Below are 21,144 nucleotides of genomic sequence, written 5' to 3'. Positions count from 1 at the left end.
ATGAAATCCACGCCGATCGCGCTGCTGCTCGCCGCTCTGGCGGCCCCGTTCGCCGCCCAGGCCGCCAGCTTCGACTGCGCCAAGGCGGCAAGCCGCGATGAGCAAGCCATCTGCGCCAACCGCACGCTGAACGATTTGGATGTGCAAATGGCCACCCAATACCAATTGCTGCGCGGCCTGTTCGCCATGGGCGCGCGCGGCGCGATGCAGGACAGCCAGCAGGCCTGGCTGGCAAAACGCCAGCGTTGCGGTGGCGACACCGCCTGTCTGCTCAAAAGCTACCGCACCCGCATCGCCGAGCTGGACGATATCTATCGGCGCATCGACAAACCGCTGTAAGGAGACCGCATGTTCAAACCGCACGTCACCGTGGCCTGCGTAGTGCACGCCGCCGGCAAATTTTTGGTGGTCGAAGAGACCATCAACGGCAAAGCGCTGTGGAACCAGCCGGCCGGCCACCTGGAGGCCGACGAGACGCTGGTGCAGGCCGCCGAGCGCGAGCTGTGGGAAGAGACCGGCATCCGCGCCACGCCGCAGGCGTTTTTACGTCTGCACCAATGGATTGCGCCGGATCGCACGCCGTTCCTGCGGTTTTGCTTCGTCATCGAGCTGGAACAGCCGCTGCCGACCGAGCCGCACGACAGCGATATCGATCGCTGCCTGTGGTTGAGCGCCGACGAGATTTTGCAGGCGCCCAACCTGCGTTCCGCGCTGGTGGCCGAGAGCATTCGCAGCTACCAGCAGCCGGAGCGCTACCCGCTGTCGCTGGTCGGCAGCTTCGCCTGGCCGTTTTAAGGGCGCCGGGCAGCACAAGATGAACAGTGCGCCGGCGCGGGCAACGTGGTAAAATCCTGCGCTTGTTTTTATCAGCACGGTTCGTGTTCAAGTTCGTGAGATCCCCATGTCAGACAACAGCCAGAAAAAAGTAATCGTCGGTATGTCCGGCGGCGTCGACTCTTCCGTTACCGCCTATCTGTTACAGCAACAGGGCTATCAGGTCGCTGGGCTGTTCATGAAAAACTGGGAAGAAGACGACGACGAAGAGTACTGCTCCGCCGCGACCGATCTGGCCGACGCGCAAGCGGTCTGCGACAAGCTAGGCATCGAACTGCACACGGTGAACTTTGCGGCGGAATACTGGGACAACGTGTTTGAGCTGTTCCTGGAAGAGTACAAGGCCGGCCGCACGCCCAACCCGGACATCCTGTGCAATAAAGAAATCAAATTCAAAGCCTTCCTGGAGTTCGCCGCTGAAGACCTGGGGGCCGATTTCATCGCCACCGGCCATTACGTGCGCCGCCAGGACGTGGACGGCAAAAGCCGCCTGCTGCGCGGCGTCGACGGCAACAAAGATCAGAGTTACTTCCTCTATACCCTGAGCCACGAGCAGGTGGCGCAAAGCCTGTTCCCGGTTGGGGAACTGGAGAAGCCGGAGGTGCGCCGCATCGCCGAGCAACTGGAGCTGGTCACCGCCAAGAAGAAAGACTCCACCGGCATCTGCTTTATCGGCGAGCGCAAATTCCGCGACTTCCTCGGCCGCTACCTGCCGGCGCAGCCGGGCCCGATCGTTAGCGTCGACGGCCAGACCGTCGGTGAACACCAGGGCCTGATGTATCACACCCTGGGCCAGCGCAAAGGGTTAGGCATCGGCGGCCTGAAAGACAGCAGCGAAGATCCGTGGTACGTGGTGGATAAAGACGTGGCCAATAACGTGCTGGTGGTCGCGCAAGGGCACGATCACCCGCGCCTGATGTCAGTCGGCCTTATCGCGCAGCAGCTGCACTGGGTTGATCGCCTGCCGCTGACCGGCCCGTTCCGCTGTACGGTGAAGACCCGCTATCGCCAGCAGGACATCCCTTGCACCGTGACCCCGCTCGACGACGAACGCATCGAAGTGCGTTTCGACGAGCCGGTCTCTGCCGTCACCCCCGGCCAGTCGGCGGTGTTCTACCAGGGCGAAATCTGCCTCGGCGGCGGCATCATCGAACAGCGCCTGGCGTAGTTCGCCTGCCGCCCAAGAAAAACGCTGCGTTTACCGCAGCGTTTTTTTTATTCAGAATTCCACCTGCGCCCCCAGTTCGATCACCCGGTTTGGCGGGATTTCGAACAGATCCGGCGCCCGCAGCGCGTTGCGCTGCAACAGCTGGAACACCTTGCCGCGTACGCGCAGATACCAGGGGCGCTTGCCCAATACCAGCGTATCGCGCGACATGAAGAACGAGGTCTCGTTCATGGTGAAACTCATCCCCTCCAGGCCGCAGCGATAAAGGATATCCGTCACGTTGGGTGTTTCGCGCCAGCCGTAGCTCGCCACCACCCGCCAAAAGCTCGTCGACAGCTGTTCGATCGCCACCCGCTGCACGTTGTGCACATACGGCATGTCGGTAGTCACGATAGTCAGCAGCACCACGCGCTCATGCAACACCTTGTTGTGCTTCAGGTTATGCAGCAGCACCAGCGGCACCGCATGCGGCGTGCGCTCCATAAACACCGCGGTGCCCGGCACCCGCTTCGGCGGCGCCTTCTCCAGCGACTCGATCAGCGCGGTCAGCCCTTCCTGGTTGTCGCGCAGCCGGCGGATCAGGCGCGAGCGCTCGGTCTTCCAGGTCAGCATGATCAGCAGAATGATCAACCCCAGCGCCACCGGCAGCCAGCCGCCGGTCGCCAGTTTGATCAGGTTGGCGCCGAACAGCGGCACGTCGATGCACAGCATGGCAAGCAGCATCAGCCCACCCAGATAGCGCGGCCAGCCCCAGTTTTTCACCGCCACGATGCTCAGCAAAATCGACGACAGCAGCATGGTGCCGGTCACCACGATGCCGTAAGCCGAGGCCAGGTTGCTGGAGTGTTTAAAACTGATAATCACGATCAACACCGCCGCGAACAACAGCCAGTTCACCACCGGAATGTAGATCTGCCCGGACTCCTGATCGGAGGTATAGATGATGCGCATCGGCGGCAGGTAGCCCAGCCGCACCGCCTGGCGCGTCAGGGAGAAGACGCCGGAGATCACCGCCTGCGAGGCGATCACCGTCGCCAACGTGGCGATCACCAGCAGCGGGATCAGCGCCCAGGTGGGCGCCAGCAGGAAGAACGGGTTATTGATCGCCGCCGGGTTGGCCAACAGCAGCGCCCCCTGGCCGAAGTAGTTCAGCACCAGCGCCGGCGCCACCAGCGTAAACCACGCCAGGCGGATCGGTTTTTTGCCGAAGTGGCCCATGTCGGCGTACAGCGCTTCGGCGCCGGTGACCGACAGCACCACCATGCCCAGCGCGAAGAACGACACTGCCTTGTACTCGAGGAAGAAATTCACCGCCCAGTAAGGGTTCAGCGCCCGCAGCACGCCGGGGTGATGCAAAATGCCGCCGATGCCGAGCAGCGCCAGCGTCAGGAACCAGATGACCATCGCCGGGGCGAACAGTTTGCCGACGCTGCCGGTGCCGTGTTTCTGGATCGCGAACAGCGCGGTCAACACCAGCAGCGACAGCGGCACGATAAAGCTGTCCAGCTCGGGGGCAATAATCTGCAGGCCTTCGATAGCCGAGAGCACCGAAATGGCCGGGGTAATCACCCCATCGCCATAAAAGAAGCTGCCGCCCACCAGCCCGACCAGCACCGCCGCCGGCACCCAGCGCGCATCCAGCTTGCGGATCGCCAGCGACATCAGCGTCAGAATTCCCCCTTCACCGTCGTTGTCGGCGCGCATCACGAAGCAGACGTATTTGATCGACACCACCAGCGTCAACAGCCAGAAAATCAATGACAGAAAGCCGTAGATCGACGTCGGCGTCAGGGTGATCCCTTCTTCCGCCGTCAGGCATTCGCGCAGGGTATACAGCGGGCTGGTGCCGATATCGCCGTACACCACGCCGATGGCCGCCAGCGTCACCGCCGGCAGCGGCTGCTTGTTTTTTACGTGCATATAAAGGTCTTTATTTGAGGGGTCACGTTGGCAGTATAGATGCAGCCGCCGCACTTTATTTGCCGCCGCAACAATAAGTTCGTGCCGCGCCACCGGCGATTTTCGCCGTCTATTTGCGCAGTTCTGCGCCGCACGGCGCATCCGCCTCGCCACAGGCGTATTAGACGCTGGGTTTACCCTCAATTTTATGGCATGATCCGCGGCATTCGTTGTCATCGTTGTTACAGCCACGCCCGATCGTTACCGTTCGCGGCCGCCGCCGTTACCCTGGCGATACGCACAACCTTATACAGTAAGCCATGTACCGTTCACCGCGTTTACAGGAGTCATCGTGGCGAAGAATTATTATGACATCACGCTGGCCATGGCGGGTATCAGCCAGTCGGCGCGTTTGGTTCAGCAATTGGCCCATGAAGGGCAATGCGACCGCGAAGCGTTTCACACCTCGCTGAAAAGCCTGCTGCAGATGGACCCACCCTCTACGCTGGCGGTGTTCGGCGGCGAGGAGCGCAATTTGATGGTCGGCCTCGAAACCCTGATGGGCGTGCTTAACGCCAACAACAAAGGGCCGGGCGCGGAACTGACCCGCTACACCATCAGCCTGATGGTGCTGGAGCGTAAGCTCAACGCCAACAAACAGGCGATGAACACGCTCGGCGAACGCCTCGGCCAGCTGGAACGCCAGCTGGCGCACTTCGATCTTGAGTCGGACACCATCATCAGCGCGCTGGCCGGCATTTATGTCGACGTGGTCAGCCCGCTCGGGCCGCGCATCCAGGTGACCGGCTCACCGGCGATCTTGCAGAACCCGCAGGTGCAGGCCAAAGTTCGCGCCACGCTGCTGGCCGGCATTCGCGCCGCCGTGCTGTGGCAACAGGTCGGCGGCAGCCGCCTGCAGTTAATGTTTTCCCGTAATCGTCTGTTCAAGCAGGCGCAAAATATCGTTGCTCATTGTTAATCGATCCCAGGAGTTGCTACCGATGGAATTATCCTCACTGACCGCCGTTTCCCCCGTTGATGGACGCTACGGTGATAAAGTCAGCGCACTGCGCCCCATTTTCAGCGAATACGGTCTGCTGAAATTCCGCGTACAGGTTGAAGTACGTTGGCTGCAAAAACTGGCCGCCTGCGCAGAAATCAAGGAAGTTCCCGCTTTTGACGCCGACGCAAACGCTTTCCTCGACAAAATCGTCGCTGAATTCAACGAAGAAGACGCTCAGCGCATCAAAACCATCGAGCGCACCACCAACCACGACGTGAAAGCGGTCGAGTATTTCCTGAAGGAAAAAGTGGCGGCGGTGCCTGCGCTGCACGCGGTGTCCGAGTTCATCCACTTCGCCTGCACCTCCGAAGACATTAACAACCTGTCGCACGCGCTGATGCTGCAAAGCGCTCGTCAGGACGTGGTGCTGCCTTACTGGCGTAAAATCATCGATGCGCTGAAAGGGCTGGCGCTGGAATACCGCGATATCCCGCTGCTGTCGCGCACCCACGGCCAGCCGGCTACGCCGTCGACCGTCGGCAAAGAGTTCGCCAACGTGGCTTACCGCATGGAGCGCCAGTACCGCCAGCTGGAGCGCGTGGAGATCATGGGTAAAATCAACGGCGCGGTCGGCAACTACAACGCCCACATCGTCGCCTACCCGGAAGTGGACTGGCATCAGTTCAGCGAAGCGTTCGTGACCTCGCTCGGCATCACCTGGAACCCGTACACCACCCAGATCGAACCGCATGACTACATCGCCGAGCTGTTCGACTGCGTAGCGCGTTTCAACACCATTCTGATCGACTTCGACCGCGACATCTGGGGCTACATCGCCCTGAACCACTTCAAGCAGAAGACCATCGCCGGCGAAATCGGCTCCTCCACCATGCCGCACAAGGTCAACCCGATCGACTTCGAAAACTCCGAAGGCAACCTGGGCCTGGCCAACGCCGTGCTGGGCCACCTGGCGGGCAAACTGCCGGTGTCCCGCTGGCAGCGCGACCTGACCGATTCCACCGTGCTGCGTAACCTGGGCGTGGGCCTGGGCTATGCGCTGATCGCCTATCAGGCCACCCTGAAGGGCATCAGCAAGCTGGAAGTGAACCAGGCGCACCTGCTGGACGAACTGGATCACAACTGGGAAGTGCTGGCCGAACCGATCCAGACCGTGATGCGTCGTTACGGCATCGAGAAGCCTTACGAGAAGCTGAAAGAGCTGACCCGCGGCAAGCGCGTGGACGCCGCCGGCATGCAGGCGTTCATCGACGGTCTGGCGCTGCCGGAAGAAGAGAAAACCCGTCTGAAGGCGATGACCCCGGCCAACTACATCGGCCGCGCCACCACCCTGGTCGACGAGCTGAAGTAAGCGCGTTAGACCCACAACGACAAGGCGGCCCGCGGGCCGCCTTGTTGCTTATTATTCGCCGCGCAACACCTGCAGCCGGGCTATCTGCCGCCCCTGCGCATCGAAGTTCTCGGCACTCAGCCAACGCTCCAGCGCCTGCCGCACCATCGGCCAACGGTCGGCGGTGATGGCGAACCAGTCGGTATCCCGGCTGCGCCCCTTGACGATCACCGCAAAGCGGAAGTTGCCCTCGTAACGGAAACCAAAGCGCAGCGCGGCCTAGCGCGACGGCGCGTTGTGGCTGTCGCACTTCCATTCGCAGCGGCGGTAGCCCAGCGTATCAAAGGCGTAGCGCAGCAGCAGCGCGATGGCTTCGGTGGCGCTGGAGCGCTGTTTCATCAACGGCGACCAGCTGACGTGGCCGATCTCCAGCACGCCATTGGCCTCGTCGATGCGCATCAGCGCCACCGTCCCCACCGGCGCGTCACTGGCGGCGTCGAACACCGTCAGATTGACCAGCCCCGGGTTGGCCTGCAGCGTCTCCAGATGCTGCAGCATCGCCGCCGGCGTATCGGGCCGTTCGATAGACAGATAGGTCCAGTCGCGGCCGTCCGGCGCCAACTGGAAAGCATCGTACAGCGCGGCGTAATCCCGCTGCGGCTCGAGCGGCGCCAGTGAACAGAAACGCCCGCCGAGCGTTGCGCCGCCCGGGCGGCGAGCCGGCTGCCAATCCGGCATCGGTTCGCCAATCGGCTGACCATAACGATTCATTGCCATACGCGCCTCCTGCGGTTAACGGGTATAAACGATAAACGAGCTTCTTCTGCCGATTTTGTCGTACAGCGAACGCGCCGGCGCGTTGTACTCCTGAGTCATCCAATAGACCCGATCGCTGCCGCGCGCCTCCGCCAGCCGATACGCCTGTTCGAACAGTTTTTCCGACACTTTATGACCGCGCGCCTGCGGCGACACATAAAGATCTTCGATATAACAATAGCCCACCGCGCTCCAGGTGGACGGATGGAATACCAGGTTCATCAGCCCCAGCAGCCGGCCGTCGGCATCCTCCGCCACCAGCCCGTACACCTGTTCATCCTGCCCCAACCGTTCGAAGGTGCGGTCGGTCACCTGCGGCGCCACGTCGGCGCGGTAGAAGTCGAGATAGCCCTGCCACAACGCCAGCCATTGCGCTCTGTCGTCGCCATTGATTCTGCGGATAGTCACTTCACGATTTGATGGGTTCATAGCGCCTCACGGGGTTAAGATATTATTTCCATTAGGGAAATAACCGAATAGCGGCAGGATACACCGCGCAGCGACGGTGTAATACGGACCAATTCAAAACGCCGAGCAGACCAATTTTAACCGCTGTTTTCCCGCGGCAGCGCGTTGAACACCTGCGCCAGCGTGGCGATAAAGCGCACGATCTCGTCCGGCGCATAGGCCGAGAAACCGAGCACCAGCGCCCCGCGCTGCGGCGCGCCGGTGTAGAAATCCGCCAGGCCGTACAATCGTATTCCCCGCTCGGCCGCCGCCGTCACCAGCCGCCGCTCCGTCGCCGCATCCGCCAGCGGGCAAACCAGCTGCAGGCCACCCTGCGGCAAGGCCGGGCGCGTCCAGGGCGCGAGATGGCGATGTACCGCGTCGTACAGGACGTCCAGCCTCGCCTTGTACAGCGTGCGCATATTGCGCAGATGCTCGGCGTAGCCGCCCTCGTGCAGGCAGTGGAACAGCGTCATCTGCGCCAATGCCGACGTGTAGCCGTCCTGAAACTGCCTGGCGGCGACCAATGGCCGCACCAGCTGCGGCGGCGCGATCATGAAACCGATGCGCAGCCCCGGAAACAGCGTCTTGCTGAAGGTGCCGATGTACAGCGTGCGCCCGCCGCTGTCCAGCCCCTGCAGCGCCGCCTTGGTTTGTCGATCGTAGTTGAACTCGGCGTCGTAATCGTCTTCGATGATCCAGGCCCGCCGGCGCTGGGCCCACTGCAACAGCGCCAGGCGCCGCTCGAGGCTCAGCGAGTATCCCAGCGGGTAATGATGGGACGGCGTGATGTAAACGCCCCGCCCGCCCCCCGAAGCCTGCATCAGTTGCCCGACGTCCAGCCCTTGCTCATCGATGCCGATCGGCCGCGCCTGCAGCCCCGCCGACTGCACCAGTTTTTTCGCCCCCTGGTAACCCGGCTCTTCGACGAATACCGCATCGCCGGGATCGAACAGCACCTGCGTGCACAGCGCCAGCGCCTGCTGAGAGCTGGTGACCACGATCACCTGCTCCGCCGTCGCCTTGACGCCCCGCTCCCGCTGCAAATAGTGCGCGATCTCCGCACGCAGCTCCGGCAAGCCCTGCGGATCGGCATACCCCAACAGCCGCTCGCCGTGCCGCCGCAGCGCCTGCTTTTCCCACTGCAGCCACGAATCGATGGGAAACGCCCGCAGATCAGCCAGCGAGGGCGTCAGCGACGCCTGACGGCTGGTGTGCGGCGTATGGCTGACCGCCAGCAACGCCCGGCCGCGATCGCTTAGCTCGCGTTCCGCCAGCCGCGCCTCCTGGCCTGCCTGCGTCGCCAGCAGTTCACGGCCGAGCAGCGTATCGCAGCGATAGCGAACATAGCTGCCGCGCCCCACCGCCCGGCTGATGTATCCCTCCGCCTCCAGCCGCGCGTAGGTCTGCTCCACCGTATCGCGCGCCACCCCCAGCCGGGGCGCCAATGCGCGGCTTGGCGGCAGCTTCGCCCGCCACGGCAGTTCCCCGGCGGTGATGAGCCGCAACAGGGCCTGATGCAGCGCCGAACGTCGGGTCAGCCCCTGCTGACGCTGCTGGGTGAAGGCCGCCAGGATTGCCGCGTCGTCCGCGCAGGATGGGTGGTCACTCATGGGCTGTCTGTTTCTCCAAACTCGGGGCGATTGCACACTACTCTACCTTATTTCATCCTCTCGGCGGCGGCAGTTGCGCTGCCCGGCGAAATCCCCTTAAATAAGCCATTGCATTGAGGCTACAGGATTTCCGTCGGCTATGAGCAAGGAGACCAACCAGCGTCTGCTGGAAAAACTGCTGCAGGATCTGGCCAGCGCGGGCGCGATGCCGCTGTATCTGCGCTTTAACGCCTCGGTGCGCCAGGCCATCGAGCAAGGATTGCTGAACGCGGGGGATTTCCTGCCCAGCGAGCGTCTGTTTACCGAACGGCTCGGCATCTCGCGCATCACGGTGCGCAAAGCGCTGGCCTGTCTCGAGCAAGACGGCATCATCGGCCGTTCACGCGGTTACGGCACTTTCATCCAGGCGCAACGGCCCGCGCCGAAGCTGCGCTATTCATTAGCGGACGTCAAAGGGTTCTCGCGCGAGGTGATGCAACAAGGGCGCCGGCCGGACACGCAATGGCTCAGCCGCGAACGGATGCCCGCCAGCGCTGAACTGGCTGAAAAGCTCCAGCTGGCGACCGGAACGCCGATCTATCAACTCAAACGCATTCACTTTCTCGATCGGCAGCCGATGTCGGTGGCGGTGTCCTACGTGGTGGTGGCGGCGATTGCCAACGTCAACGAGATTGGCATCTCGCTCTATGACTACTTCCGCCGAAATAACGTGGAGATGGGATCGCTGCGCAGCCAGGTCAGCGCGGCCATGGCCGATGACGACATCCGCCGGGCGCTGCAATTATCAGAACCGATGCCGCTGCTGATCGTGCGCCAGACGCTGTTCGACCACCGCAAGAAGCCTATCGAATACAGCGAAAGCTTCTGCCGCAGCGACATGTACGAATTTACCAGCGAAAGCTGATCCGTTACGCCTCGCCCTGCCGACGGCGGCGAAAACGCACGAACGCCTGGGCATACGCCTCGACGTCCAGTGGATTCACCCGCTGCAACTGCGCCAGCAGCGCAGGATCCATCGCTTCGGCGCCGTGCAGCGCGCCGCAGACAGCGGTGGCCATCGCGCCGATGGTGTCGGTATCGCCCCCCAGGTTGGCGCACAGCACGGCGCAACGGGTAGGATCGGTTTGCGCCAGCTGCACCATCGCCAGCGCCGCCGGCACCGACTCGATGGTGCTCACCCCGGCGCCAATCAGTTGATATATCCGCTCGGATGCCTGTTCGGGATCGGCCGCCTCATCCACCACCTGAAACGCCAACTCGATGCGCGCCGCCAGCGAAGGGCTGAACGTCGTCACCTGACGGCGCTGGGCATACTCCGCTACGCCCGGCAACGCCAGGCGAATCGAGGCCCAGTCCGCCCCCTCCACCGCCCGCGCGACGGCCCAAGCGATCGCCACGGCACCGGCGACGGCGATGTCGGATTTGTGCGTCGGGCTGGAGGCCAGCCACACCTGCTGACAGAACCCCTCCAGCGGCGCAGACGGCAGCACGCAACCCAAAGGCGAAATGCGCATCGCCGCGCCGTTGGTGATGCCGTTGTTTTCCAACGCGGCGATCGGCGTGCCCGCTTTCTGCTCGCTCAACGCCAGTTTGGAACTGGGGCCGAGAATGTTCTTGTTGAAGGCGTCAAAACTGTCCACCCATCGGATCACGTTGCGGGCGATCAGTTCTGGCACCACCTCGCCTTCCGCTTCCAGCAGCGCATCGGCCAGCGCCAACGCCATCGAGGTATCGTCGGTATATTGCCCGGCCTTGAAGTAACAGGCGGCCGAGTTCTCCGCCGGCCCATCGAGGAAGCCGTTTATCCAGCCGAAGTGGCGCTTAACCCGCTCGCGCGGCCACAGCTCGGAAGGCATGCCGAGCGCGTCGCCCAACATCTGTCCGTAAAATGCGCCCGCTATGCGTTCTGCCTGGGTTAATTGCTTCATCCATCGCTCCTGAGAAAATATGCCGATACCTCAATAATACCTTATTAGTACCTTTAAAGCTTATCAAGCGCTCCGGTTCACACTTTCCTTTCGCGGCAATGCCCGACGCGTTTAAGTTGCGTTTAACGTTGCCCCGCCGCTGTTTATCCGACGTTTATCAGAGCTTGTCGATAATGTCGGCGAACAAATTGATAACGCTTATTTTAATACATTGCTTCGGCTCTCTTGCGGGCCGGGCGGGTTATACCTACCATAACCTCAGCATTTTTTGCCAAAATGGTTCAGGTGGCCGCGTTATCCCCTGACACGCCGCAGAGCGTGTTCCCTTTTATCGCGTGGGTGACAGGACATTCACCCGCACAGTCACAGGAGTTCGCCATGCGAGTACTGGTTGTTGAAGATAATGGTTTGCTGCGCCACCACCTTTCCGTTCAGATGCGCGAGATGGGCCATCAGGTCGATGCGGCTGAAGACGCCAAAGAAGCCGATTATTTCCTGCAGGAGCATGCGCCGGATATCGCCATCGTCGATCTCGGCCTGCCGGGCGAAGACGGCCTGAGCCTGATCCGCCGTTGGCGCGCGCACCAGACCAAGCTGCCGATCCTGGTGCTGACCGCCCGCGAAAGCTGGCAGGACAAAGTGGCGGTGCTGGAAGCCGGCGCCGACGACTATGTCACCAAGCCGTTCCACCTGGAAGAAGTGATCGCCCGCATGCAGGCGCTGATGCGCCGCAACAGCGGCCTGGCATCGCAGGTGATCGTGCTGCCGCCGTTCCAGATCGATCTGTCGCGCCGCGAACTGAGCGTCAACGATCAACAGATCAAGTTGACCGCCTTTGAATACACCATCATCGAGACCCTGATCCGCAACGCCGGCAAGGTGGTGAGCAAGGATTCGTTGATGCTGCAGCTTTACCCGGACGCCGAACTGCGCGAAAGCCACACCATCGACGTGCTGATGGGCCGCTTGCGCAAGAAGGTGCAGGCGGAATACCCGCATGAAGTGATCACCACGGTACGTGGCCAGGGCTATCGTTTTGACGCGAAGTGAACATGATGTTCAACAAGAATAAAAAACCGTTTTCGCTGCGCGCCCGCTTCCTGATGGCGACCGCCGGGGTGATCCTGGCGCTGTCGCTCTCTTACGGTTTGGTGGCGGTCGTCGGCTACATCGTCAGCTTCGACAAGACCGCCTTCCGCCTGCTGCGCGGCGAAAGCAACCTGTTCTTCAGCCTGGCGCAGTGGAAAGACAACAAGCTCACCATCGCCATTCCTCCCGATATCGATCTCAATTTTCCCACGCTGGTGTTTATCTACGACGATAAAGGCAACCTGCTGTGGAGCCAGCGCAAGGTGCCGGAGCTGGAGAAGCTGATCAACAAGGAATGGCTGGAGGAGTCCGGCTTCTACGAAATTGACACCGATACCCGCATCAGTAGCGAAGTGCTGGGGGACAACCCCAAAGCGCAGGATCAGCTGAAGAATTATGACGATACCGATCAGAACGCGCTGACGCACTCGGTGGCGGTCAATACCTATGCCGCCACGGCGCGGCTGCCGGCGTTGACCATCGTGGTGGTCGACAGCATTCCGCAGGAGCTGCAGCGCTCCGACGTGGTGTGGGAGTGGTTCAGCTACGTGCTGCTGGCCAACCTGCTGCTGGTGGTGCCGCTGCTGTGGCTGGCGGCTTACTGGAGCCTGAGACCGATCAAGGCGCTGGTCAATCAGGTGGGCGAGCTGGAGAACGGCGAACGCGATCAGTTGGATGAGAACCCGCCCAGCGAACTGCGCGGCCTGGTGCGCAATTTGAACATTCTGGTGCGCAACGAACGCCAGCGCTACACCAAATACCGCACCACCCTGTCGGATCTGACCCACAGCCTGAAAACGCCGCTGGCGGTGCTGCAAAGCACCCTGCGTTCGCTGCGCAGCGGCAAGCAGACCACCATCGAAGAAGCCGAGCCGATCATGCTGGATCAGATCGGGCGCATCTCTCAGCAGATCGGTTACTACCTGCATCGGGCCAGCATCAACTCCGGCCAGACGGTGCTGACGCGCGAGATCCACTCGGTGCCGGCGCTGCTCGACAGCCTGGTGGTGGCGCTGAACAAGGTTTATCAGCGCAAAGGGGTGGTGATCACGCTGGACATCTCGCCGGAAGTGACCTTTATGGGCGAGAAGAACGACTTTATGGAAGTGATGGGCAACGTGTTGGAAAACGCATGCAAATACTGCCTCGAGTTCGTGGAAATCACCTCGCTGCACTCCGAGAAAAACCTCATCCTCGTCATCGACGACGACGGCCCGGGCATCCCGGAAAGCAAGCGCCAGCTGATCTTCCAGCGCGGCCAGCGGGTGGATACCCTGCGTCCCGGTCAGGGCCTTGGCCTGTCGGTGGCGGCGGAGATCATCGAGCAATACGACGGCGAAATCGTCATCAGCGACAGCCCGCTCGGCGGCGCGCGCATGCAGGTCACCTTCGCCCGCCAGCACGATACCCACCACAACGAGTAAATTATGCCTCTGCGGCCCCGATCCACGGGGCCAAACTTCCGTTATAATCGCACTCAGGCTCACTCCTCTATCCTGGAATAGAACATGGATTATCAATTAGACCTGGACTGGAACGATTTTTTGCAACGTTATTGGCAAAAGCGTCCGGTGATTCTGAAGCGCGGCTTCAAAAACTTTATCGATCCGATCTCCCCGGATGAGCTGGCCGGGCTGGCGATGGAAAACGAAGTGGACAGCCGCCTGGTCAGCCACCAGGACGGCCGTTGGCAGGTCGCGCACGGCCCCTTCGAGAGCTTCGATCACCTGAGCGAAAACAACTGGTCGCTGCTGGTGCAGGCGGTGGACCACTGGCATGAGCCTTCCGCAGCGCTGATGCGCCCATTCCGCCAACTGCCGGACTGGCGGATGGATGACCTGATGATCTCCTTCTCGGTGCCGGGCGGCGGCGTCGGCCCGCACCTCGATCAGTACGACGTGTTCATCATTCAGGGCACTGGCCGCCGCCGCTGGCGAGTCGGGGAAAAAACGCCGCTAAAACAGCACTGCCCGCATCCGGATCTGCTGCAGGTAGAGCCGTTCGACGCCATCATCGACGAAGAGATGGAACCGGGCGACATTCTCTACATTCCGCCGGGCTTCCCGCATGAAGGCTACGCGCTGGAAAACGCGCTCAATTATTCGGTGGGCTTCCGCGCGCCGAACGGCCGCGAGCTGGTGAGCGGCTTCGCCGATTACGTGCTGGCGCGCGAGCTGGGCAGCAAACGCTACGGCGATCCGGACGTTAAACTGCGCGAACACCCGGCGGAGATCCTGCCGCAGGAAGTGGACGCCTTACGGCAGATGATGCTGGATCTGGTGCAACAGCCGGAACACTTCCAGCACTGGTTCGGCGAGTTTATCTCCCAATCGCGCCACGAGCTGGATCTGGCGCCGCCGGAGCCGCCGTATCAGGCTGGGGAAATCTACGAACTGCTGCAACAGGGTGAAGCGCTGCAGCGCCTGGGCGGGTTGCGCGTGCTGCGCGTCGGCGATCGCTGCTTCGTCAACGGCGAACTGATCGACACCGACCAGCTGCAGGCCGCAGACGCCCTGTGCCAGCACTTCAGCGTCGACGCTGCCCTGCTCGGCGACGCGGTGGACGATCCGTCATTCCTGGCGCTGCTGACCGCGCTGGTCAACAGCGGCTATTGGTACTTTAACGACTGAGTTCTCGGGACTGTGGCCTCTGTTGAACATGTCTACCGGCCCGCTTATGCGGGCCTTTTCTTTAGGGTGGAAAAAGCTGGCCCGCCCTCAACAATACGTTTCTATCGAGACCTCAATTTATCCACCACACGAATGCCCCTATCATTATTATTTTGAAAGTAATACATACCACATGAAATCAAACAAACCATTGCTTCTCAGTCCCACTGACGTTATTTTTAAGGCCATTCACTGAATTACGTACAATACTAATTAATACAAGGTGTTATCCATGCAAATTATTTATCCTGATGATTATTCAAACCAAGGCAGACCGGATGAAAATTTTGCCGAAGAATTTACCTGCGCCAAAGATAGAGGAATACGCTGTTTTCTACTTTCCTCAGAAGCCGCAGCATTAGGAAAAACCCGTTTTTCGGGCCGCTTTGAACCAGGCGTACCGGTAATCTGGCGTGGTTGGATGTTGAATGCAGAGGAATATCGCCAGTTGCACCGTGCGGTAACGGCTAATGGAGGGGAAATGCTTGAGTCCCCGGATGAGTATTTGCGTAATCACCATATAACCGGCTGGTATGAGCCATGTAAGTCATATACCGCAGAGACCGTGCTCACCACGGCTGATACAGATTTCGACACTCTGGTCACCCAACTTTGTTGGCCCGCCTACTTTGTTAAGGATTATGTGAAATCGCTGACCACATCCCGAGGCTCGGTAGCTCACAATGCCGCTGAAATCAGAGAGGTTCTTAAACTGATTATGCATTACAGAGGGGAACTTGAAGGCGGCGTTAGCTTAAGACGCTTTGAAAACTTGTTTGACGACAGTGAGCGCCGATACTTTTCGCTTAACGGCCAGGTTTTTTCCGCCGATGGTGAAATACCTGACATCGTTCATCAGATCGCATCGTGTATTAAAACGCCTTTTTATTCGATCGATATCGCCAAAAATGCCAATGGCGAATTGCGCCTAATCGAAATAGGCGATGGCCAGGTATCAGATACCAAAGAGTGGAGCGTTGCAGACCTGGTTACTGCATTTTGTATAGCAGGCGGTTAACCACCCCATTAAATTCGAGTGGTTATAAGTAAGACCAAGTGTATTCCAAAAAACCTCCATAGTGTGAATAACCAGGTGATGCTGGCCGTCTGCATCGCTGTACCTTATCGATATGTGATGTCACTACCTCCCCAGTATGCACTGGGGGTATTAGTGCAAAAAAATGCGCTATGTTAAAAGGGCATTCTTTCCGGCCTGACAGCATCTATCGCAGCGGATTTCCAGATAAGCTAACGTCTCGACACATCTAAATCAGCAATATTAGAATATCTGACTACAATACTGATGCTCACCATAAGCAAACATGTGTAGGTAAAAACACCCAGTAAATTTTCTTTACTGGGTGCGAAGCCCCCCCCTCTTTCTCATCGTCGTGATGGCAGAGTGTGCGTATTCATTTATAAAACATATAGAACTTACTCTTTTTTGAGAAAATTATACTTCTCGAGCGTTTTTTTTACCTCTATCTTGAGTTCATTCTCATCCAAATCGCTACCATCCCGATTTGGGGAAGATGTATAGCAATCCGCCAAGCTGAAAAGCTCTGCTGCACAATACCCAACATCATTACTATCATTTCTTAATGTCCCGTCATCGCGTTCTTTCCTCCATACATTAAGATACTGTGACTCATACTCATCAGCGGTTAATTTAGAGTCGAGTAATGCCTGCGCTATTTCAATCAACTTCATACTCATAACAGTACTCCTTTTTCCATATAGTTTTTATACTGTGGCGTCCCAGGGCTTAATTTCATTCCCGTCGAGAAGTATCCATCACGTCTAATTACAACAACATTATTGGTCCTTGAGTTAAAAAAGACTTTGGAGTCTTTTTCTCTTATATAAGTCCCTCTCTCTACCGTATCCCTATCATTCAAATGAGCCTCTAGCGCATCGCGATATTGAGTCAGAGTCTCTCTGTTTTTTCTAGTGTCCGCAACACCAAAGTCACTCGCGTGCTTGTACTTTTTATCCAGTTGCTGACGCGTAAAACACCCCGAGTCCAGCGGATCACTGACCATCACATAGACAGCTTCAACTCCGGTTTCCAGCGCATCCGGCTGCCACAGGATAAAGTCTTGCAGATCCTGCACCACATCCGCCGGGAAGGTGATGACCACGATGCTGTCCGCCTGCCTGATGCCGGTGCCGGTATGCACTGGCGATTTGGCTTGGAACAAGAGAAACCAGTTCCAGATCCGCTTTATGCAACCAGCGGCCCCCCTTACTGCCCTCTGGCGCTCACTTTACCCGGAGTTTAACTCAAACTACGTAACACCTTCTGATAACTAGATTAGTTGATTGAAATGCGAAAAAAACGCCCAACAAACGCTAGTTTGCTGGACGCAGATGAAATGCTCATCACCATTTATTAATCATAAGATGATTAAACGTAGTTACCCTTGTTTGAAGCAAGGCTTGCCATTTTTGGTTCGCCACTCCTTAATTTCTTCGATAACGGCTTCAGGGCTTCCATTATTATTTCCTTCTGGATAATAAATTAGATCTGAACCACTAGGGTGCTCAGTAATATTGATAAAACTCTCGAGGTTGTTATCTTGAGTTTTCTCATCTCCGTCACAATTAATGATTGCTTCAATGAGTTTTTTGAATTCAATTTCAGTGTAATCACTGATGTTTTTTTTCAGTTCCATTACTATTTACCTCTATGAATGTCAATATGGTGTTTAGGTGTAAGCACACGGAGATTGTCCATATCATAGACTCCACCATCCTGACTGATTAGTTTATCATGATGAAGTTCGAATGAACGCCGCCCCCCAACAGTATCTTTATTTCTAGCACGTGGAGCCAACCCTTGGCTCATTCGTTTTTTATTAGCTGGAATAAATTGTTTGCTCAGCTCAGGATCTTTCCCCACCTCAGTCCAGAACGCCTTACGAAACGCGTCAAAGCTCGCAAACTCCCGCCCACGCAGTTTGTCCGCAATCTGACGGGGAACCGGGGAACCCAGTTCCTGACCTGCTGAATTCAACCAGCCGTCTCCCACTTGCTGTCCTTTGCCGCTCACTTTACCCGGAGTATATCTCGGACTGCGCACCATCACATAGACAGCTTCAACTCCGGTTTCCAGCGCATCCGGCTGCCACAGGATAAAGTCTTGCAGATCCTGCACCACATCCGCCGGGAAGGTGGTGACCACGATGCTGTCCGCCTGCCTGATGCCGGTGCCGGTATGCACTGGCGACTTAGGCCCCGGTGAGCCGTTGCCGGTATGCGCCGGCGCTGCCGGCCCGGTCGGCACCGGGTTGATCAGTATCGTTCTGGCCGGCGCGCCCGCCACCGCCGGCAGCGTGATTTTGTCCAGCCCCGTCAGCTCATCGCGAACAGGTCTGAATACCGGCACACTCGGCGATACGCCGCCGACGCCCGTTCTGACGAAGTTAACGCTCTGTCTCCCGTCATCGTCAGTGGTGATAAATCCGCGCACCGGCAAATCGACCGAGGTCATGCCGGGCTGGATGGTCGCCCTGCCCGCCGCCGCCAGGCTCGCCTGAAGGGCAAACAGATTGACATCCCGCCCGGGCACCTGGGCACTCCCGGCTCCGGCCTCCGTCGGGTAAAAGCCGAGGGCAAAAGCCCCCAGCACCGATCCGGCGGCGACCGCGGTGCCAGCGCGTATACTGCCGACTTCGGAGGCCGCCCGCCACGACGCGCTCGCTGCCCAGCCGGCCAGTTCGCTTGTGGTCGTCATCACACCTTGTCCGACCATCGACGTCTGCAGCATCGCGGGGGCCCGGTTGAGCACCATGGCGCCTGCCGCCGCCAGCGCCGCATTGGCCGCTTTTAGCTTTTCCGGCGTATACGCCGGAGCGTCCATAATACCCGCTTTAGCGAACAACGCTTTTCTTGCTGCTTCAGCCTTGCGGGCTTCTTCTGCTTTGCGGGCTTCCTCGGCTTTGCGAGCCTCTTCAGCCTTACGAGCTTCTTCGGCTTTGCGGGCTTCCTCGGCTCTACGAGCCTCTTCGGCCACTTCTCGTTCTACCTGTTTAAATTGTTGATAGGCTGAGGTTAAAGAAGGCACTTCGACATTACGTTGCCGGTAGCCTGTGCGATCGCTCCCTTTTCCGCCGCCGTTGATCTCATACTGTTCCGTAACTTCGGTCATCACCCTATTATTATCAAGCCAGAAACCCGGAGGAATTGTTCCATTAAGCACCTCGGAATAGGTGGCTAATGGCGCCTTATCCTCTGCGGCAGAATTGTTGCCGTTATTGTTGCCGTTGGGTACGCTCTGATAATTACCGATTCTATGATTGGTATCGATATTGCCAGCGAACACGATTCCGCCTTGAGCAGGCAACCCCACGCCAAGTACATTTTTAACTTGTGGGACAGAGGAAATAGCCTTGCTGACGGCGGCTTCATCGGCTGTACGAATTTCACCAACTTGCACCTGTATTTTTCCGTCAGCCTCAACACTTTTCAACGCTACCTTTGCATAAGTTGTAACCGTACGTACTTTTTTTTGTAACTCCTTCAGTATATTACTAACTTTAGGGTCATTTTTGATAGCGTTAACCTGTCGCCGTATTGCCGCTCCTTGGGAATCTCCACTGCTGCTACTGTCCCTGCCACCATTACCGTTCCCATTACCACCATCCCAGTTGGTACTGTTATCTTTACCGGGATTTAAACCGTGTACTCCATCGATATGCACATCCCCCATGCCAGGAATATTTATATCCATAGATCCACCGTGCCCTACATTGGGCCCCTGATCTGAAGCCCCACCTTTAACACCGCCAGTTGGGCCACGGCTGTCTTTTCCATCTCCGCCACTCATGTGTCAGTCCTTTATTTCGTTATTCGGCAGCAGAGTAAATTCTTAAGTGCTTATTACCAGCAGCACCATCGATTAATACTCTGCACAACCTACAAAAATTTTATTAATCAGGCGTTCACAATCGCTTTTTCCAAAGCAACCAATCGAGCTTCAAATGCTTCCCGCTCGGCATCTCGAAGTGAGCGCTCTTCCTTAAGCGCCTCAACCAGCAGCGCCACCACGCCGTTGATATTGATGCCCCGGGCATCCTTCAGCACGCTGCCGTCGTTAAGCTTCAATTCGGTTTGGGTTACCGACTGCGGCAATACGTTCTCCACTTCCTGAGCGATCACCCCGGCTTCCGGCACGCCCTGTTTGAGATAGGTGTAGCCGCCGATACCAGCCAGCTTGTCCAATGCGCCGTCAATTTGGGTGATGTCCGTTTTCATGCGGGCATCGGAGCTGCTGTGCCATGCGCCGTTGGCGTAGGCGTGGCCGTCGTTGCGGAATTCATACCATCCTTGCGCCCCGCCGTTAGCCACGTGCAGCCCCACAAAGTGGTGCTGACCGATGCGTTCATAATGATAAAAGTCGGCAAACAGATCGCCCTTGCCCTGTATACGCATCGCGTTGGTAATACGATCGGCATTATTATTAGTGTCGAAGTTACCTGCGGCCACGATCCAACCATTGGCGTTACGCTTTACCAACTGCCCGACAGAAAGCTCACTATTCGCTCTCACCTGCAGCTCGTTCCAGTTCCCTTGCCAATCGCGGTACGAAAGCAAACCGTAGTCTTCTTTACCGGCGACAACCCGTGAGCCCATCATCATGGTGGTGGTTTTGTTGCCGCTGGTGAAATCGGTATATACCGGAGGCGCAGAGTACATTTGCCCATTGATCAGCGGCGCTGGCCCAGTTATCACCGCCCGAATGCCCGCGTTGTGCGATACCATCGCCCCACCGGAAATATCAACGCCGTTACCGAGTGCAACCCTGCCGGAAGCCAGGCTGAAAGCGAAAGGACGCAAGGTGTTCCATTGTCCGTTTTGAGCTTGCCCGGCAGGGGTTGTCAGTAAGTAAAAAGCTTCGCCGTCGTTGCGCAGCATCACGCCGGTATTGCCATTTGCCAGCCGAAAACCGTTGGCCGATTTGGAGACGATTTCACCGTCGCTGACCACGCGCTGGCGCAGCGTAGACAGTGATTTCAGTTCGGCAATATCGTCGTTAACGCCGTTAATCACCTGAGCATTTTTCTTTTCTTCTGCCATGATTGTTACCCTCTTACGTCCTGTTTGATGGCGGTTAACAGCGCTCATTCCCCCAGCATCCCCTGGCCACTGGGCTCACCGCACCGAAGCTGTAAAACCGGTTAAGCACACAGCAACGCTGTATGCATAAACAGCACTTTATCTCGAAGGATAATGGGATTCCCTCACCGCGGGTTGTGTGGTGAACGAAACAACCATGAGACTGGGAGCCATAAAGAGAGCAGAAGAAGAGAACGGCGGGCAGGCAGAGCC

At 58.3% G+C, this 21,144-nt stretch carries 19 protein-coding genes and 1 pseudogene; 10 read left to right on the top strand and 10 right to left on the bottom strand.

What is annotated here, in order from left to right:
• From ACORQT_RS10265 to mnmA, 3 genes are all read left to right on the top strand, one after another.
• On the top strand, window positions 1-339 hold the full coding sequence (locus ACORQT_RS10265) for a lysozyme inhibitor LprI family protein (RefSeq protein ID WP_033652068.1): 339 nt from the start codon (window positions 1-3) through the stop codon (window positions 337-339).
• Between the two features lie 9 nt (window positions 340-348).
• Entirely contained in the window at window positions 349-795 is a 447-nt protein-coding gene (locus ACORQT_RS10260) for an NUDIX hydrolase (protein WP_025302526.1), read from the top strand.
• A 106-nt stretch (window positions 796-901) separates the two neighbouring features.
• Window positions 902-2,002 (top strand): tRNA 2-thiouridine(34) synthase MnmA, encoded by a 1,101-nt coding sequence (gene mnmA, locus ACORQT_RS10255; protein WP_016928066.1) that lies wholly within the window; start codon window positions 902-904, stop codon window positions 2,000-2,002.
• 51 nt (window positions 2,003-2,053) lie between these two features.
• Here mnmA and kup read toward each other — a convergent pair whose 3' ends face one another.
• Window positions 2,054-3,922, bottom strand: coding sequence for a low affinity potassium transporter Kup (gene kup, locus ACORQT_RS10250; protein WP_033642781.1), 1,869 nt, complete (start codon window positions 3,920-3,922; stop codon window positions 2,054-2,056).
• A gap of 331 nt (window positions 3,923-4,253) precedes the next feature.
• On the opposite strand from kup, the gene hflD reads away from it, so the two are divergent.
• Window positions 4,254-4,880, top strand: coding sequence for a high frequency lysogenization protein HflD (gene hflD, locus ACORQT_RS10245; protein WP_033642780.1), 627 nt, complete (start codon window positions 4,254-4,256; stop codon window positions 4,878-4,880).
• Window positions 4,881-4,902: 22 nt separating this feature from the next.
• On the top strand, window positions 4,903-6,273 hold the full coding sequence (gene purB, locus ACORQT_RS10240) for an adenylosuccinate lyase (protein ID WP_033652066.1): 1,371 nt from the start codon (window positions 4,903-4,905) through the stop codon (window positions 6,271-6,273).
• A 51-nt stretch (window positions 6,274-6,324) separates the two neighbouring features.
• Here the strand turns inward: purB and ACORQT_RS10235 are convergent.
• From ACORQT_RS10235 to pdxR, 3 genes and pseudogenes are all read right to left on the bottom strand, one after another.
• A pseudogene (locus ACORQT_RS10235) lies at window positions 6,325-7,029 on the bottom strand (GNAT family N-acetyltransferase).
• Between the two features lie 15 nt (window positions 7,030-7,044).
• A complete protein-coding gene (locus ACORQT_RS10230) occupies window positions 7,045-7,497 on the bottom strand; it encodes a GNAT family N-acetyltransferase (protein WP_033652064.1) in 453 nt (150 codons plus the stop codon).
• Window positions 7,498-7,613: 116 nt separating this feature from the next.
• On the bottom strand, window positions 7,614-9,128 hold the full coding sequence (gene pdxR / locus ACORQT_RS10225; RefSeq protein ID WP_164057124.1) for a MocR-like pyridoxine biosynthesis transcription factor PdxR: 1,515 nt from the start codon (window positions 9,126-9,128) through the stop codon (window positions 7,614-7,616).
• Window positions 9,129-9,267: 139 nt separating this feature from the next.
• Between pdxR and ACORQT_RS10220 the strand changes: the two genes are divergently transcribed.
• On the top strand, window positions 9,268-10,032 hold the full coding sequence (locus ACORQT_RS10220) for a GntR family transcriptional regulator (protein WP_164057125.1): 765 nt from the start codon (window positions 9,268-9,270) through the stop codon (window positions 10,030-10,032).
• Between the two features lie 4 nt (window positions 10,033-10,036).
• Here ACORQT_RS10220 and ACORQT_RS10215 read toward each other — a convergent pair whose 3' ends face one another.
• Window positions 10,037-11,056 carry an ADP-ribosylglycohydrolase family protein gene (locus ACORQT_RS10215; protein ID WP_164057126.1) on the bottom strand — a complete coding sequence of 340 codons (1,020 nt, stop codon included), beginning with the start codon at window positions 11,054-11,056 and terminating at the stop codon, window positions 10,037-10,039.
• A gap of 378 nt (window positions 11,057-11,434) precedes the next feature.
• Between ACORQT_RS10215 and phoP the strand changes: the two genes are divergently transcribed.
• From phoP to ACORQT_RS10195, 4 genes are all read left to right on the top strand, one after another.
• On the top strand, window positions 11,435-12,106 hold the full coding sequence (phoP, locus tag ACORQT_RS10210) for a two-component system response regulator PhoP (RefSeq protein ID WP_004941169.1): 672 nt from the start codon (window positions 11,435-11,437) through the stop codon (window positions 12,104-12,106).
• A gap of 5 nt (window positions 12,107-12,111) precedes the next feature.
• The gene (gene phoQ / locus ACORQT_RS10205) at window positions 12,112-13,569 is read left to right on the top strand and encodes a two-component system sensor histidine kinase PhoQ (protein ID WP_033652118.1); all 1,458 of its coding nucleotides are present in this window, start codon (window positions 12,112-12,114) and stop codon (window positions 13,567-13,569) included.
• An 84-nt stretch (window positions 13,570-13,653) separates the two neighbouring features.
• Window positions 13,654-14,775, top strand: a complete 1,122-nt coding sequence (locus tag ACORQT_RS10200; RefSeq protein WP_004941161.1) for a ribosomal protein uL16 3-hydroxylase — start codon at window positions 13,654-13,656, stop codon at window positions 14,773-14,775.
• Between the two features lie 271 nt (window positions 14,776-15,046).
• Window positions 15,047-15,832, top strand: coding sequence for an ATP-grasp domain-containing protein (locus ACORQT_RS10195; protein ID WP_147880708.1), 786 nt, complete (start codon window positions 15,047-15,049; stop codon window positions 15,830-15,832).
• A gap of 416 nt (window positions 15,833-16,248) precedes the next feature.
• Here ACORQT_RS10195 and ACORQT_RS10190 read toward each other — a convergent pair whose 3' ends face one another.
• The 5 genes from ACORQT_RS10190 to ACORQT_RS10170 all read right to left on the bottom strand — a co-directional run bounded on the left by ACORQT_RS10190 (window position 16,249) and on the right by ACORQT_RS10170 (window position 20,892).
• Entirely contained in the window at window positions 16,249-16,530 is a 282-nt protein-coding gene (locus tag ACORQT_RS10190) for a colicin immunity domain-containing protein (RefSeq protein ID WP_033640608.1), read from the bottom strand.
• Window positions 16,527-17,015, bottom strand: coding sequence for a colicin D domain-containing protein (locus ACORQT_RS10185; protein ID WP_239507465.1), 489 nt, complete (start codon window positions 17,013-17,015; stop codon window positions 16,527-16,529). The genes ACORQT_RS10190 and ACORQT_RS10185 overlap by 4 nt, the downstream gene beginning before the upstream one ends.
• 216 nt (window positions 17,016-17,231) lie before the next feature.
• Complete coding sequence (locus tag ACORQT_RS10180) at window positions 17,232-17,489, bottom strand: bacteriocin immunity protein (protein ID WP_042784274.1); 258 nt, start codon at window positions 17,487-17,489, stop codon at window positions 17,232-17,234.
• A 2-nt stretch (window positions 17,490-17,491) separates the two neighbouring features.
• Window positions 17,492-19,642 carry an S-type pyocin domain-containing protein gene (locus ACORQT_RS10175; protein WP_164057128.1) on the bottom strand — a complete coding sequence of 717 codons (2,151 nt, stop codon included), beginning with the start codon at window positions 19,640-19,642 and terminating at the stop codon, window positions 17,492-17,494.
• Between the two features lie 107 nt (window positions 19,643-19,749).
• On the bottom strand, window positions 19,750-20,892 hold the full coding sequence (locus ACORQT_RS10170) for a phage tail fiber protein (RefSeq protein ID WP_444859397.1): 1,143 nt from the start codon (window positions 20,890-20,892) through the stop codon (window positions 19,750-19,752).
• Between the last annotated feature and the right edge of the window lie 252 nt (window positions 20,893-21,144).

This window comes from Serratia sp. (in: enterobacteria) (assembly GCF_052400455.1).
Classification (GTDB): Bacteria; Pseudomonadota; Gammaproteobacteria; order Enterobacterales; family Enterobacteriaceae; genus Serratia; species Serratia ureilytica.
The sequence above is the reverse complement of the archived record's forward strand: the minus strand, read 5'-3'. Positions and strand labels throughout refer to the sequence as shown.

Excerpts from the sequence above, each read along its gene's own strand:
- ACORQT_RS10265 (WP_033652068.1), top strand. The coding sequence starts at position 1 with ATGAAATCCACGCCGATCGCGCTGCTGCTCGCCGCTCTGGCGGCCCCG.
- ACORQT_RS10260 (WP_025302526.1), top strand. The coding sequence starts at position 349 with ATGTTCAAACCGCACGTCACCGTGGCCTGCGTAGTGCACGCCGCCGGC.
- mnmA (WP_016928066.1), top strand. The coding sequence starts at position 902 with ATGTCAGACAACAGCCAGAAAAAAGTAATCGTCGGTATGTCCGGCGGC.
- kup (WP_033642781.1), bottom strand. The coding sequence starts at position 3,922 with ATGCACGTAAAAAACAAGCAGCCGCTGCCGGCGGTGACGCTGGCGGCC.
- purB (WP_033652066.1), top strand. The coding sequence starts at position 4,903 with ATGGAATTATCCTCACTGACCGCCGTTTCCCCCGTTGATGGACGCTAC.
- ACORQT_RS10230 (WP_033652064.1), bottom strand. The coding sequence starts at position 7,497 with ATGAACCCATCAAATCGTGAAGTGACTATCCGCAGAATCAATGGCGAC.
- pdxR (WP_164057124.1), bottom strand. The coding sequence starts at position 9,128 with ATGAGTGACCACCCATCCTGCGCGGACGACGCGGCAATCCTGGCGGCC.
- ACORQT_RS10220 (WP_164057125.1), top strand. The coding sequence starts at position 9,268 with ATGAGCAAGGAGACCAACCAGCGTCTGCTGGAAAAACTGCTGCAGGAT.
- ACORQT_RS10215 (WP_164057126.1), bottom strand. The coding sequence starts at position 11,056 with ATGAAGCAATTAACCCAGGCAGAACGCATAGCGGGCGCATTTTACGGA.
- phoP (WP_004941169.1), top strand. The coding sequence starts at position 11,435 with ATGCGAGTACTGGTTGTTGAAGATAATGGTTTGCTGCGCCACCACCTT.
- phoQ (WP_033652118.1), top strand. The coding sequence starts at position 12,112 with ATGTTCAACAAGAATAAAAAACCGTTTTCGCTGCGCGCCCGCTTCCTG.
- ACORQT_RS10200 (WP_004941161.1), top strand. The coding sequence starts at position 13,654 with ATGGATTATCAATTAGACCTGGACTGGAACGATTTTTTGCAACGTTAT.
- ACORQT_RS10195 (WP_147880708.1), top strand. The coding sequence starts at position 15,047 with ATGCAAATTATTTATCCTGATGATTATTCAAACCAAGGCAGACCGGAT.
- ACORQT_RS10190 (WP_033640608.1), bottom strand. The coding sequence starts at position 16,530 with ATGAGTATGAAGTTGATTGAAATAGCGCAGGCATTACTCGACTCTAAA.
- ACORQT_RS10180 (WP_042784274.1), bottom strand. The coding sequence starts at position 17,489 with ATGGAACTGAAAAAAAACATCAGTGATTACACTGAAATTGAATTCAAA.
- ACORQT_RS10175 (WP_164057128.1), bottom strand. The coding sequence starts at position 19,642 with ATGAGTGGCGGAGATGGAAAAGACAGCCGTGGCCCAACTGGCGGTGTT.
- ACORQT_RS10170 (WP_444859397.1), bottom strand. The coding sequence starts at position 20,892 with ATGGCAGAAGAAAAGAAAAATGCTCAGGTGATTAACGGCGTTAACGAC.